The 13,457-nt window shown below is 55.0% G+C and carries 12 protein-coding genes; 9 read left to right on the top strand and 3 right to left on the bottom strand.

Features of this window, described 5'->3' with window-relative positions; genetic code table 11:
* Positions 1–16 precede the first annotated feature (16 nt).
* Positions 17–928, top strand: coding sequence for a metallophosphoesterase (locus AB1598_02450; protein MEW6143857.1), 912 nt, complete (start codon positions 17–19; stop codon positions 926–928).
* A gap of 77 nt (positions 929–1,005) precedes the next feature.
* The gene (locus AB1598_02445; GenBank protein ID MEW6143856.1) at positions 1,006–1,296 is read left to right on the top strand and encodes a GIY-YIG nuclease family protein; all 291 of its coding nucleotides are present in this window, start codon (positions 1,006–1,008) and stop codon (positions 1,294–1,296) included.
* A 63-nt stretch (positions 1,297–1,359) separates the two neighbouring features.
* On the opposite strand, the gene AB1598_02440 is transcribed toward AB1598_02445, so the two are convergent.
* Positions 1,360–2,964, bottom strand: coding sequence for a VWA domain-containing protein (locus tag AB1598_02440; GenBank protein ID MEW6143855.1), 1,605 nt, complete (start codon positions 2,962–2,964; stop codon positions 1,360–1,362).
* Positions 2,961–4,358 carry a magnesium chelatase gene (locus tag AB1598_02435; GenBank protein ID MEW6143854.1) on the bottom strand — a complete coding sequence of 466 codons (1,398 nt, stop codon included), beginning with the start codon at positions 4,356–4,358 and terminating at the stop codon, positions 2,961–2,963. Before AB1598_02435 ends, AB1598_02440 begins: the two co-directional genes overlap by 4 nt.
* 427 nt (positions 4,359–4,785) lie before the next feature.
* Between AB1598_02435 and AB1598_02430 the strand changes: the two genes are divergently transcribed.
* Positions 4,786–5,025, top strand: a complete 240-nt coding sequence (locus AB1598_02430; protein MEW6143853.1) for a zf-HC2 domain-containing protein — start codon at positions 4,786–4,788, stop codon at positions 5,023–5,025.
* Between the two features lie 140 nt (positions 5,026–5,165).
* A complete protein-coding gene (locus tag AB1598_02425) occupies positions 5,166–6,509 on the top strand; it encodes an SH3 domain-containing protein (GenBank protein MEW6143852.1) in 1,344 nt (447 codons plus the stop codon).
* Positions 6,510–6,549: 40 nt separating this feature from the next.
* Here the strand turns inward: AB1598_02425 and AB1598_02420 are convergent, their stop codons facing one another.
* Positions 6,550–7,230, bottom strand: coding sequence for a tetratricopeptide repeat protein (locus tag AB1598_02420; GenBank protein ID MEW6143851.1), 681 nt, complete (start codon positions 7,228–7,230; stop codon positions 6,550–6,552).
* 137 nt (positions 7,231–7,367) lie between these two features.
* Here AB1598_02420 and AB1598_02415 point away from each other — a divergent pair, with 137 nt between their 5' ends.
* The 5 genes from AB1598_02415 (at position 7,368) to AB1598_02395 (ending at position 13,439) form a co-directional block, all read left to right on the top strand.
* Positions 7,368–8,813 (top strand): nodulation protein NfeD, encoded by a 1,446-nt coding sequence (locus AB1598_02415; GenBank protein ID MEW6143850.1) that lies wholly within the window; start codon positions 7,368–7,370, stop codon positions 8,811–8,813.
* A gap of 25 nt (positions 8,814–8,838) precedes the next feature.
* Complete coding sequence (locus AB1598_02410; protein ID MEW6143849.1) at positions 8,839–9,600, top strand: slipin family protein; 762 nt, start codon at positions 8,839–8,841, stop codon at positions 9,598–9,600.
* 39 nt (positions 9,601–9,639) lie between these two features.
* Positions 9,640–11,289 carry a peptide-binding protein gene (locus AB1598_02405; protein ID MEW6143848.1) on the top strand — a complete coding sequence of 550 codons (1,650 nt, stop codon included), beginning with the start codon at positions 9,640–9,642 and terminating at the stop codon, positions 11,287–11,289.
* Between the two features lie 147 nt (positions 11,290–11,436).
* On the top strand, positions 11,437–12,438 hold the full coding sequence (locus AB1598_02400) for an ABC transporter permease (GenBank protein MEW6143847.1): 1,002 nt from the start codon (positions 11,437–11,439) through the stop codon (positions 12,436–12,438).
* Entirely contained in the window at positions 12,435–13,439 is a 1,005-nt protein-coding gene (locus AB1598_02395; protein MEW6143846.1) for an ABC transporter permease, read from the top strand. Before AB1598_02400 ends, AB1598_02395 begins: the two co-directional genes overlap by 4 nt.
* Positions 13,440–13,457 lie beyond the last annotated feature (18 nt).

Here is a 13,457-nt window from a genome sequence, read left to right as displayed (position 1 = left end):
GTATTTACTACCGGGAATGAATAAACGTCTAATACCCTTGCTTCTCCTTCTCATATTCGCGCTCACGTCATGCCAGGTAGGGCCATCGACGGGCAAGGAGCTCGCCGCCGCAGACTGGTACGTCCCCGACGAAACGCTTACGGTCTGGGCGCTCTCAGACACGCATATCAAGTACGAGGGGAGCACAAAGCCGTTTAGAAATGCGGTCGCGGACATCAACGAGAACGTCCCGGACGTAGACATGGCTTTCAACGCCGGAGACGTAGTCCATTTTCCGAGAGAGGTGAGCTACGACCTGTACATCGAGGCAAGGGAGAAGTCCTATATCAGGGAATGGCACGAGATAATAGGGAACCACGACTACAAGACGGACAAGGGGCAAATATTCCAGGCGAAGCTCAAGGAGAAACCGCATTACACCGTAGAGAAGGGGAACATACTGTTTATCTTCATGTCGAACGAGGACAGGGGCAAGGCAACTGTGATATCGGACGAGACGTTCGAGTGGTGGAAGGACCTCGTCATAAACAACCAGGACAAGATAATCGTAACGGTCACTCACGCGCCGCTCAAGGGGAGCGGCATTACGTTTTCGGGGCTTAAGGCGAGGCAGATAACGGACTCGAAAAGGTTCAGGGAAGTGCTCAGGGAATACAAGGTCGATCTCTGGTTCTCGGGGCACCTCCACATGCCGCAGGAGCTCTTCGGCATGATAGTGAAGCAGAAAAAACTGAACGGCACGGTTTTTATCGAGATATCGTCCATACGCCCCGACCTGGGCGGCATAAAGGAGCCCCAGTCGAGGGTGTTGACCTTCGCCTGCGGCTCGGACAAGATGCTCGTCCGGTCGCGGAACCACGAGCGCCGCTTCTTCACCCCCGGCCTCGATAAGGTCATCACGCTCTCGAAGCCGTATGAGTGCGATTGATTTTTATTTTGTCGTTGCGAGCGCAGCTGACGTAGTCAGCGAAGCGCGGCAATCTCTATCAGTTTATAATTACCTTTATGAACAATAAATACTACTACGTCTATATTCTTACGAATAAGAACAATAGAGTTCTATATACAGGAGTTACAAACGACCTGACAAGAAGGGTATATGAACACAAAGAGAAGCTCGTCGAGGGCTTTACCAAAAAATACAATGTATCGAAACTCATATATTACGAAGTATGTGAGGATATCTATGGAGCGATAAGCAGGGAAAAACAGATAAAAGCCGGATCGAGGATGAAAAAGATCGAACTAATTAATAGAATGAATAAAGATTGGAAAGACTTATATGAAGAAATTTAAAAACAGAGATTGCCGCGCTTCGATAACTGCGTTATCTCCACTCGCAATGACAGAATTAAAAAATCACAGCACCTTCCTCTTCCGCTTCAAGTAATCGACGAAGAGGTACTTCCCCAGGTGCTCGGGGGTGGTGAAGAAGGCGCGCCCCTTGTTTATCCGCGTCATCTCGTCGACGAAGCGCCTGAGCGACGGGCTGTCGTCGAGCATGAACGTGTTTATGCGTATCCCCATCCCTGTCACGCGCTTCACTTCCTTGAGCGTCTCGAACGTAGCCCTCGGCGAGAGCCCGCCGAAGAACATGGGCAGCTCCACCTGGAGGTAGCCGTCCAGGTAATAGGCCGTCGGCTGGCCGTCCGTGATGAGTATTATCTGCTTGTTCGTGTTCCTCGACGCCGATAAAGTCCTTGCCGCGACCGAGAGGGCCTCCTGTATGTTCGTGAACGGGTCGTTTGAGTCCCAGGTCGTCACGGCCAGCTCCTTCGTTTTGAGCTTCCTCGCGCTCGTCGAGAACCCTATGATGTGGAGGTCGTCCTTGGGATATTTCGTCCGTATGAGGTGGTCAAGCGCGAGCGCGACCCTTTTCGCCGCCGGGAACCTGCCCTGAAAGCTCATCGACCAGCTGAGGTCGAGGAGGAGCGCAGTAGCGGCGTGGGTCTGGTATTCCGTCTCAAAGACCTCGAAGTCCTCCGGATCGACCTTAATCCCCTTTCCGCCCGATTCCCTCGCGAGAGACTTCTTCAGCGTCTGCACTATGTTGAGGTTGAACGGGTCCCCGAACTCGTAATCCTTCGATTCCTCGGGCCTTGCCGAGCCCGACCCTCTCAACCCGGTCTCGTGCTCGGCTATCTTATTCCGCTTTAGCGACGAGAAGACGTCCGTGAGCGCCCCTTCGCCTAACTTCCTGATTCCTTTCGGCGTGAGCTCGGTACGCTCCCCCCTCGTCCTGACGAACCCCGATTTTTCGAGCGCCGACTTGAAGTTCTTGAGCAGGAGTAGAGACCTCTGTCCTTCCCCGCTCAGGAGCCAGTCCATGCGGCCCGCGTCCAGGTCGTCAAAATTCCCGGATATGAGGCTCCTTTCGATCCTTTCGGACTCCTCGAGCCTGTCTATGAGCTCGAGCAGGTCGTCGAAAGAGATATGGGACCCGCCCGTGAACTTCTCGCCGAACCGCTTTATGAACCTTTCGACCTTCCTTATGTCCTCGAGCCTTTCTAGAAGGGCTCTGAATCTGTCCGCCGCCTCGTCGTCGAGGAAATCGTAGTCCCTCAGGCTTTCTATGGCCTGGCCCGGCCTCGGGTCGAGGCCGCCCAGGAATTTTTGCCTCTCCCTAAGCTCGTCCGAACCTGACGGAAGGGATTCGTTTAAATGCGCAAGCTCCCGGCTCACTATCTCGCCGAGCTCGTCCTTTATCTCGTCGAGCGCTTTCGCGGGATTGAACCTGTCGTACGAGTTTTGCCTCCACGCGTTCAGCTCCGAGCGCAGGTCGTCTATCCCCATGACCTTCACGCTCTGCCCTTTGAGGCCCTGCTTCAGTATCCACTCGCAGGCCTCGTCAGGGGTCCAGCCCTCCATCAGGTAGTCCGAGAGCTCGCTGAAAAAATCCTCCGCGCCGAGGTCGAACCCGGGCTGGCTCCCGTCCCACTTGAGGTACCTGTATAAGGTGGTCATTTGTATATTATCTTTCCCCGGACGTTTTCCTTATTAAGCTTGTTGTTGAGATGAAGCCCTTCGAGCGTGAACTCGACGGCGGCCGCGATCTCGGCGGGCGACCCCGAGACCCCGAGGGAATCGACGCAGCCCTGGAGCCCCTTTATCTCCCTCACTCCCATTATGTAGTCCTCGGACGGCATCATGTCCGCGACCTCGACGTAGCCGTGCTCGAAGCTCTTTATCACGTCGGCTAACACGTCGAGCGTCGGGAAATACGAATCGAACACCGTCTTGATCGAGCGCTTTATGAGCTTTTCCACGACGGCGCCTTCCGTGGAATCTTCCCCGAGGTATTCGAGCTCTATCTTGCCGCTCGTGGAGGGCACTATGGAAGGGAAGTCCGTAATCCTGGGCGCGATCTCGCGCTCCCCGAGCACGATGCCCCTCTTTTCCGCGGCAGCCATTATGCTCTCGTAGTTCGCTATGGTGGTCCTGACGCTCACTCCCGAGCGCTGGTTTATATCGCCAGAGCTCCTCGCCTGAAACGAGATCTCGGCGATGATCTCCTTTATGAACCTCGGCACCCTGAGAGAGAAACCCTCTCCGCCGGGCACATACGCCTCCTGCTCCATTATGACGATTTCTATCTCGCGCGTCCTCGGGTAATGAGTGCTTATCTGGGACTGGAACCTGTCCTTGAGAGGCGTGATTATCCTTCCCCTGTTCGTATAGTCTTCAGGGTTCGCCGTCGCCACAATGCATATGTCGAGAGGGAGCCTGATCTTATACCCCTTTATCTGTATGTCCTTCTCTTCCATGACGTTGAATAGCCCGACCTGTACCTTTTCGACCAGGTCAGGCAGCTCGTTTATGGCGAAGATGCCCCTGTTGGTCCTGGGTATGAGCCCGAAATGTATTGTGAGCTCGTCAGACAGGTACCTGCCCTCGGCGACCTTTATGGGGTCTACTTCGCCGATCAGGTCCGCGACCGAAACGTCGGGAGTGGCCAGCTTCTCGCTGTACCTCGCTTCCCTCCCTATCCACTCTATCTCGGTATCGTCCCCGTACCTTTCGACGAGTTCCCGGCAGTATTTCGTTACGGGCGAGTAAGGGTCGTCGTTTAGCTCGCCGCCTTTTATAACGGGAATTTCTTCGTCCAGGAGGTTCACGAGTGACCTGATGAGGCGGGACTTCGCCTGCCCTCTCTCGCCTATGAATATAATGTCGTGGCCCGCGAGTATCGCAGTCTCGACCTGAGGGATGACCGTGTCTTCGTAGCCTATCACCCCGGGGAACGGGGTCTCGCCCCTTCTCAGCTTGTCGATGAGGTTCTTCCTCATCTCCTCCCTGACCGAGAGCACCCTGTATTCGCTTGCCTTAAGCTGCCCGATCGTAGCGGGTTTCTCGAACATTATATTTTCCCTCCGGAACCTGAAGTAGTAATCGCCGTCCTCTTTCGGGACAGGTATCAAGAATTTCCCGTCGGGAGCAGCCTCTCAAAGGAGCCGCCCCTTCCGCAGCGTAAAAACGGAACCCGGCCGTTCATTTATAGTTTACACATGAAATTATAATTGTAATCCGCGCCTATTTGAAGCCGCACAGGGAACATTAAATACGTGCCGTGCTTTCAACAAGGTTGCTTAGGGTATATAATGAAGCATCGTGCGGAGGCGAAGATAGGGCCGCTGAGTCATCCGCCACGTTTTTACATCTAAATTTAAAGGAGGGAGCGGCCGCAGCCGTATACGAAAGGCGGAGGGATTCTGCATACCCGTCCGGAACTGCGACCCGGAAACGGCCAACGTACGATAGCCTTCCCCGCCCCGGAGAGAATACGATATGTTCATGTGTAAGGATTTAGTCGACAATATAATGGGTTACATAGACAACGAGCTCGACATGAAGACTCTCGAGGAGCTGGAGAAGCACGCGTCCGAGTGTCCAGAGTGCAGGGCGTTCGTGGACACGTATAAAAGGATGCTCGAGCTCACGGGGAAGCTTAAGGACAGGCCCTTCGTAACCCCCGAGATCAGGGAAAGGCTCAAGACCCTCCTTAAATCCAAGATAAAACCCTGCTGATCACTCCCGTTAATTATCCCGTATTAAAGAATTTATTGCCGCCCAAACCCGCCCACCCGCGGCAGGTCCGCCGTCAAATAAAATTTACTATTTCCATCTTTGTGCATATATACTATATTTGAACTTACAGGTGGGTCCAGATGAAAGGGGATATAGATAAAGATCTCGCTCAGGAGAACCTGAAGCGGATATCTGCTAACTTTGAGCTCGAGCTCCTCCGTCTCATAAAGACTCTCAATCTTATTTCCCAGTCGAAGGAGCTCTACAAAGGACAGATTACGTTCATTCAGGCGCTCACGGACAAATACAAGCTCAGGTTAAGCGATTTCACCATCAGGCTTTTGGATCTTGAAAGGAAGTCGCGCGAGCCCGCCCCTGCCGCCGACTCCGAAAATCTGTTCGCCACCCCCAGGGAATCCCCGCTTACCCCCGCCTCGGTCGCTGGTATTGTCTACGAAATAAGGGATTACCTTAACGAGATAAGCGGCGATATCGAAAAGAACAAGAACGAGTATCTGCAGAAGCTCGATTCTATTTATTCCGTCTACAACCTCCAGCTGGGGGCCTCCCAGACCGACCTCGACCTCAAGCTCAGGGAGCTTCAGAAAGAGATAGCGCGCGTCGCCGAATCGAACGGCTCGGGCATCGACGAAAAAGGAAAGACGGAAGAAGTGACAGGGATCGACTACGTGAAGCCCTCTCTCCGGCAGCCCGAGACCGTAAAACCCGCCGAGGCCGAAACGCCCAGGGCGAGGAATATAGACTATATAGGCCCTGACGAGCCGAGAAAAGAAACACCTCGGAAAGCCCCGCCGCAGGCAGCAGCCACACCCAAGGCCAAGCCCGAGATCAAATCGACTCCCAAGACCGCTTCCGCCGAGGACGACAAAGAAACGAAGATAAAGAACTCGTACGTCATCGGCGCGGGTCTCGTGATTCTAGGCGTAATAGTGGGCGTCCTTTTCTACGACATGCTCATGAGGATGTGGGGAGTGGAAGAGGTCCCGGTCTCGGGCGTTAAGACCTATTCCGCTACGGAAGCGCGGAAAGAACCCGCGGCTCAAGCCCCCGCAGCCGTCACGAAAGAAGAGGTCATAGCCCCGGAAGCGCCCGGGAAAGCCGCAGACGCCGTCAAGCAGAACAATAATATATTACCCATCGCCAAGCCTGAAGCCGTCATCGACGGCGAAAAGGCGGAAGAAGCGGCAGAGGTTAAACCGCCTTCACTACCGCTGAAGACGGAAAATCAGCCCGAAACCCGGCCCGCGGAGCCGACGGCCGGAGCCTCCGTAAATTACACGGTCATAGGCGTAGGCGCCAACGTGAGGAGCGGCCCCGGAATGGGGAACGACGTCGTTACCGTAGTGAAAGAGGGCGACGTGTTCAAGGGGCTCGGCGAAAAACAGGGCAGGTGGGTCAAGATACAGGCCCCCGACGGAAAAGAAGGCTGGATATCCGCCAAGGTCATTAGAGAGACGAATTAAGTATTCTTCGGGACCCGCCTGGAATTAAATCAGAGGGAAATCAATTATCTCCCTTCCCCGATGAAGGGTTCACGTTCACAGGAGACACGCCCGGGTTCATGGCCGCGGGTCTTTTATAAAGGTCTTTATATATCGCTTCAGCCTTCTGCGGCTGCCCCAGTTTCTCGTAGGACATGGCGAGATGGATCCTGGCGCGGTCGCGTATAGGCCCTTCGGGCATCTTCTCGAACTGCGAAAGGAACTCGACCGCCTGCTGCCACTTCCCCTGCTCGAACCTCGCGAGCCCCTGCGTGAGCAGCGCCGACTGTATGAGCAGGTCTTCGTCGACGCCCGAATTCAGAAATTCGTTGAGGTCGTTTATGGACTCGTCGTAATTCCCGAGCCTGAAATTTATGACGCCCGCGTAATAGAGAGCGATCTTCGTTATTTTATTGTCCGGGAACTCTTTTCTCACAGCGAGGAACCCGTTAAGCGCTTCCTGCTCGTTCCCGGCGTCGAACTGCTCTACGGCGGAATTGAACATATTGGCCGCCTCGTCGTCCTCGTTCTCCCTCATCCCCTGCAGGATGTAAGCCGCGACGAGCACGGCGATCACCGCAACCACTATCAGAACAATCTTTTTCGAATGGTCGGAGAAATATTCGAAGCCCGCGATAACGGTGCTGCTGAATTTATCCGGCCCTTTCAGCTCTTTCTGCGTGTATTTAATTTTCGTAGCCATGGGGAGAATTATAATCAGGGGCTTTGGAATTACAAGGCCGATACGGGAGCCCTGACCGTGCACCGCCGCACCGCGCGTGAAGGCTTATTCCTTGCGGATTGCCCGCGCCGGGGCTAAACTAAAACTAGGGTCCGGGCATGGTCAGACTGATTCCCATTATATTATCAACACTCGCTTTTTGCCTCTTCACGGGAGACTACGCGGGAATTTTCCGCTCGGCCGCCGACGCTCAATCACCTCCTCAGCCAGTCTCAGGAGAAGACGCGTCCCCTCACGGGGTCGTCGTAATAGAGATAAACGGAACGATCAATCCAGCGACGCTCGATTACATACGCACGGGTCTTGAGGAATCGGAGAGAATCTCGGCGGAGGCGCTTATAATTCTCATCGACACGCCCGGCGGCCTCCTCACCTCGACCAAGGAAATAGTGAAGCTCATACTCAACTCCCCGGTCCCCGTTGTCGTTTACGTCTCGCCCAAGGGGGCTTCCGCGACGTCCGCAGGCGTGTTCATCACGCTCTCGGCGAACATCGCGGCCATGGCCCCCGGCACGAGCATAGGAGCCGCCCACCCGGTCTCACTTTCGCCTCAACAGAATGAAGAACCCGGCAGAAAGGAACAACCGGACGAGGATAACGGAAAAGAAGACAAAACGGCAAAAAAGAAAGACAGCGTGGGTGAGGACGCAGAGCCCGCAAGGGACATAATGGGCGAGAAGCTCGAGAACTACGCCTCGTCCTTCATGGAGAGCATTGCCGAGGAGAGGGGGAGGAACGTCGAGTGGGCGGTCGAGGCCGTAAGGAAAAGCTCCTCGATCACGGCGTCGGAGGCCCTCAGAAAACACGTGATCGACCTCATAGCGCCCGACCTCGAGAGCCTTATCAAAGAGATAGACGGCAGGAAGGTGAAGCTCCCGGGCGGAGAAAGAATACTCAGCACGAAAGGCTCCGCGGTAACGAGGATCGCCATGAGCGCGAAGCAGAAGTTCATCGACATAGTGAGCACGCCTGACATAGCGTTCCTCCTCCTGTCGCTGGGCTCGCTCGGGCTGCTGCTCGAATTCTACAACCCCGGCCTCGTATTCCCGGGCGTCGCGGGCGCTGTGTGCCTCCTCATGGGTTTCGTCTCGTTCCAGATACTGCCCTTCAACTACGCGGGCATAGCTCTTCTCCTCCTGGGCATTGCGCTCTTCGTGGCGGAGATATACGTTACGAGCCACGGTGTGCTCGCCCTGGGCGGGCTCATAAGCTTCGCTCTCGGGGCGCTTCTTCTGTTCGACACTCCGGAGTCAGATCTGAGGGTCGGCTTCGACGTCGTCATCGCCTCGACGCTCGCCTTCGGACTCTTCTTCGCTTACGTAATATTCTATTTGATAAAGGCTCAGAAGCTTGCGCCCCGTATGGGGTTCGAAGGTATCATAGGGAAGGAGGGTATCGCCGTATCCGAAATACAGGCAGCGGGTAAGATATATATCGACGGGGAATACTGGGACGCCGAAAGCGACCAGCCTATACAGAAAGGGGACAGGATAAAGGTAGTCGAAGTGCTCAAGGGGTTTAAGCTCAAGGTAAAAAGGGTATAAGCACATATAGACGAGGAGGCAAAAAATGTTCTCACCGCTTGTAATATTCATAGGAATCATAGTTATCCTCATACTTTCGGGCGTGAAAATCCTGAAGGAATACGAGAGGGGCGTCGTATTCAGGCTCGGCAGGATAGTTGCCCCCAAAGGGCCGGGATTCAACTGGATCATCCCCATCGTGGATAAGATGGTAAAGATAAGCTTGAGGGTGATCACGATGGACGTGCCGCCGCAGGACATAATCACGAAGGACAACGTCTCGGTCAAAGTGAACGCAGTCGTCTATTTCCGCGTCGTCGACCCCGTAAACGCGGTAATACAGGTCGAGAATTACCTCTACGCGACCTCACAGCTCTCCCAGACCACTCTAAGGAGCATATTGGGACAGGTGGAGCTCGACCAGCTCCTCGCCGAGAGGGAGACCCTCAACATCAAGCTCCAGGAGGTCCTCGACAAGCACACGGACCCCTGGGGAATAAAAGTCACGCTGGTCGAGGTAAAGTACGTCGACCTGCCTCAGGAGATGCAGCGCGCCATGGCGCGCCAGGCGGAGGCCGAAAGAGAGAGGCGGGCTAAGGTAATCTCCGCCGAAGGGGAGTACCAGGCTGCGACCAAGCTCGCCGATGCATCCGATATCCTGTCCCGTAACCCGATGTCCTTACAGTTGAGATACCTCCAGACGCTTCTCGAGATGTCATCGGAAAAGAACACGACTATAGTATTCCCTCTCCCCATCGACCTCATAAAACCGATACTCAAGTCCATAGATAAAGCGGGCAGCGATTAATCAGACAAACTCAATTCAGACATACTCAAGGAGACTAATGTGAAGAGAATACTGCTATCAGCGTTCCTGGGAATTGCCATAATATCCGGACTCCTGTCGTGCAAATCCGGGGAAGAGAAAAATGAAACCGCACCGGCGGAATCCGCATCGGACAAAACCGCGACCGGGCCCGTCGAGGGCGACTGGCTCATTTACCACCTTAGTGCGGAGCCCGCGACGCTCAACCCCATCACGGCGACAGACGCCTACGAGGGGATAATAACGGGGGGCAATGTGTACGAAACGCTCGTCAAACGGGACAACGCGACACTCGAACTAAAACCGCTCCTGGCCGAGTCCTGGACGATATCGGACGACAAGCTCACGTACACGTTCAAAATAAGGGAGGGGATCAAGTGGCAGGACGGCGTACCGTTCACCGCCGATGACATCGTGTACTCCTACAAGACCATTATGGACCCGAAAGTCGACGCACCGCAGCTCCGGAGCTACTACCAGGAGATAAAGGACGTGGAGGCGATAGACGAGCACACGGTGAAGTTCACTTACGCGAGGCCCTACTTCCTCGCGCTCGAGTTCTGCGGCGGAATCCCCATAGTGCCCAGGCACATTTTCGAAAAGGGGGACTTCAACACGAACCCCGCGGGAAGGGCTCCCGTAGGCACGGGCCCGTTCAGGTTCGTGAAGTGGACGACCGGGAGAGAGATAGTGCTCGAAAAGAACCCCGACTACTGGGGGGAAAAACCTCACATCAATAAAATCGTGTTCAGGATTATCACCGACCCCTCCGTCGCTCTCCAGGTGCTTAAAAGGGAGGAGCTCGACGTCGCGAGCCTCACCCCCATACAGTGGGAGATGCAGACGGGCTCCCCCGATTTCGAAAAGAACTTCGACAAGTTTAGCTACTACACGCCCAACTACAGCTACATAGGATGGAACTCGGCGAGGCCTTTTTTCTCCGACAAGCGCGTCAGGAGGGCCATGACTCACCTCGTGAACCGGGAGCTTATATTGAACAAAATTATGTTCGACCTCGGGGCCGTGGTCACGAACCCCTTTTACATAAACAGCCCCGAATACGATAAGGACATAAAGCCCATCCCTTACGACCCCGCGCGGGCCAAGTCGCTCCTCGAAGAGGCAGGCTGGACCGACCACGACGGCGACGGTATAAGGGATAAGGACGGGGTGAAGTTCGCGTTCGAGTTCCTTATACCGGGCGGCTCCGAAACGGGTGAGAAGATAGCTACCATACTCAAGGAAGAGCTCGACAAGATGGGGATAAAAATGGACATACGGAAGACCGAATGGGCGGTATTTACGACCAGGCTCAACGAAAGGAAATTCGACGCGGTCACTCTCGCCTGGTCGATGGGCGTCGAGTCCGACCCATATCAGATATGGAGCTCGACCCAGGCCGAGAGCGGCTCGAACTTCGTCGGGTTTAAGAACGCCGAGGCCGACAGGCTGATCGAGCAGGCCAGGCAGGAGTTCGACAGACAAAAGAGGATAGAGCTTTACCGGAAGTTCTCGGAGATCGTGAACGACCAGCAGCCCTACACGTTCCTCTTCTGCAGGAAGGCCACCGTCGCCGTCGCCAAGCGCTTCGAGAACGTCACGGTCTATCCCCTGGGCGTCGACCCCATAGAATGGTACGTGCCCCAGGAGCTCCATAGATACGCAGAATAGCGTCGAGTACGGCAGCGCGCGAATCCGGCTTGAGACTTATCGACGTATACCCGTATAATTTTAATCCGGGCGGGCATAGAGGACGGCATTTTATAGCCGCGCTTAATATTTCCCCTATAACCGCATATAATTCCGATTGGCCCGGACATGAGAGACTATATAATCAAGCGACTCGTACTGCTCATACCCACGCTCCTCGGGATAACGATAATCACGTTCTTCATTATCCAGCTCGCCCCCGGGAACCCCGTCGAGAGGAAGCTCCAGCTGGAAGAAGGCATAAAGTCGGAGGCTATTACGAAGGAGATAGTCGAGGAGACGAAGAGGCTCTACGGACTCGACAAGCCCATATACGTAAGATACTGGATATGGTTAAAGCAGATAGCCACTCTCGACTTCGGACGGTCGTATAAAGACCACCGCCCCGTCATAGATAAAATAGCGGAGCGTCTCCCCATCACTATCACGCTCAACTTTATATCGATAGTCCTCATATATCTGACTGCCATACCCATAGGGGTTTACGCGGCCGTCAGGCACGGGACGGCCGGCGAAAGGGCGAGCACGTTCCTTCTTTTCATCCTCTATTCCATACCCAGCTTCTGGATGGCGATGATACTTATTTTCTTTCTCGGCGGGGGGGAGTACTGGAACGTCTTCCCCGTTTACGGGATACTCTCGCCGGGTGCGGAGAATTATCCCTTCCCCGAGAAGGCGGTCAATTTCCTCTGGCACATAGTCCTTCCCGTGTTCTGCCTCACTTACGGGAGCCTCGCCTACCTTTCGAGGTTCCAGAAGGGGAGCCTCCTCGAGGTGCTCAGGGAAGATTACGTGAGGACGGCCTCGGCCAAGGGCCTTCCCAGGCATAAGGTCATACTCAAGCATGCGCTGAGAAACGCGCTCATACCTATAATAACCATACTCGCCGGAATACTCCCCGCGATGATAGGCGGGAGCGTCATCATAGAGACGATATTCTCAATACCGGGGATAGGCCAGCTCGGGTTCGAGTCGGTGCTCGCCCGCGATTACCCGATGATAATGGCTATAGCTACTATATCGGCGTTCCTCACACTCATAGGGATACTGATATCGGACCTAGTCTACGTGCTCGTAGACCCCAGGATAAGCTTCGGGGGCAGAAGGTGACGGAGAAAACGAGCGTCGGATACTGGGGGAGTGTGTGGAGGAAATTCAAAAAGGACAGGCTGGCCTTCTCCGCCCTCGTCGTGATACTTCTCCTCCTGTTCGTAGCGGTATTCGAGAGCTTCCTCGCGGGCAACAAGCCCATAGTCCTCAAATACGAGGGGAATTACTATTTCCCTGTCCTCTTCCGCTATCCCGAGTTCTTCGGGACCGATTTCAAGGAGTTGGGCAAGAATCTCGCTCCGGGAGACTTCGCTATATTCCCGCCCGTGAGATACAGCCCCACCGAGAACAACCTGCTCGAGATACTTAACCCTCCCTCGGGCGAGCACCTCTTCGGCACGGACGACAGGGGCAGGGACGTGCTCGCGCGGATGATATACGGGGCTAGGATCTCGCTCTCGATAGGGTTCATCGCCGTGGGTATATCAGCGGTGATAGGCATAATACTCGGCGGCATAGCGGGGTATTACGGAGGGACGACAGATTTTATAGTATCGCGCCTATTCGAGGTGATGATGACGTTCCCGGTCTTCTTCCTCATACTGACGATACTCGCCTTCAGGGACCCGAGCATATATAACATAATGATAGTGATAGGCGCTACGAGCTGGACCGGCGTCGCGCGCCTCATCAGGGGGGAGTTCCTCAAGCTCCGGAAGTTCGAATACGTCGAGGCCGCGGTCGCGTTAGGCGGCAACGACTTCAGGGTCATGATGAAGCACATGCTCCCCAACGGTCTCGCCCCCGTGCTCGTCGACTCGACTTTCGGGATCGCAGGCGCGATACTGGTAGAGTCGGGGTTGAGCTTCCTCGGCTTCGGGGTGCCTCCTCCCGACCCGAGCTGGGGGGACGTGCTTTCGCAGTCGCAGCGTTACGTCGATTTCGCCTGGTGGCTTGTCCTATTCCCCGGCGCGGCTATATTTTTGACTGTGACGGCGTTCAACCTCCTGGGCGAAGGGTTCAGGAACTCCATAGACCCCAAGTTCACGGGGGGCGGATGACCGTGAGCCGCGTGAGAA

The sequence above is a fragment of the Thermodesulfobacteriota bacterium genome, from assembly GCA_040754335.1.
Classification (GTDB): domain Bacteria; phylum Desulfobacterota_D; class UBA1144; order Nemesobacterales; family UBA2774; genus 2-12-FULL-53-21.
The sequence above is the reverse complement of the archived record's forward strand: the minus strand, read 5'-3'. Positions and strand labels throughout refer to the sequence as shown.

Excerpts from the sequence above, each read along its gene's own strand:
- AB1598_02450 (MEW6143857.1), top strand. The coding sequence starts at position 17 with ATGAATAAACGTCTAATACCCTTGCTTCTCCTTCTCATATTCGCGCTC.
- AB1598_02445 (MEW6143856.1), top strand. The coding sequence starts at position 1,006 with ATGAACAATAAATACTACTACGTCTATATTCTTACGAATAAGAACAAT.
- AB1598_02440 (MEW6143855.1), bottom strand. The coding sequence starts at position 2,964 with ATGACCACCTTATACAGGTACCTCAAGTGGGACGGGAGCCAGCCCGGG.
- AB1598_02435 (MEW6143854.1), bottom strand. The coding sequence starts at position 4,358 with ATGTTCGAGAAACCCGCTACGATCGGGCAGCTTAAGGCAAGCGAATAC.
- AB1598_02430 (MEW6143853.1), top strand. The coding sequence starts at position 4,786 with ATGTTCATGTGTAAGGATTTAGTCGACAATATAATGGGTTACATAGAC.
- AB1598_02425 (MEW6143852.1), top strand. The coding sequence starts at position 5,166 with ATGAAAGGGGATATAGATAAAGATCTCGCTCAGGAGAACCTGAAGCGG.
- AB1598_02420 (MEW6143851.1), bottom strand. The coding sequence starts at position 7,230 with ATGGCTACGAAAATTAAATACACGCAGAAAGAGCTGAAAGGGCCGGAT.
- AB1598_02415 (MEW6143850.1), top strand. The coding sequence starts at position 7,368 with ATGGTCAGACTGATTCCCATTATATTATCAACACTCGCTTTTTGCCTC.
- AB1598_02410 (MEW6143849.1), top strand. The coding sequence starts at position 8,839 with ATGTTCTCACCGCTTGTAATATTCATAGGAATCATAGTTATCCTCATA.
- AB1598_02400 (MEW6143847.1), top strand. The coding sequence starts at position 11,437 with ATGAGAGACTATATAATCAAGCGACTCGTACTGCTCATACCCACGCTC.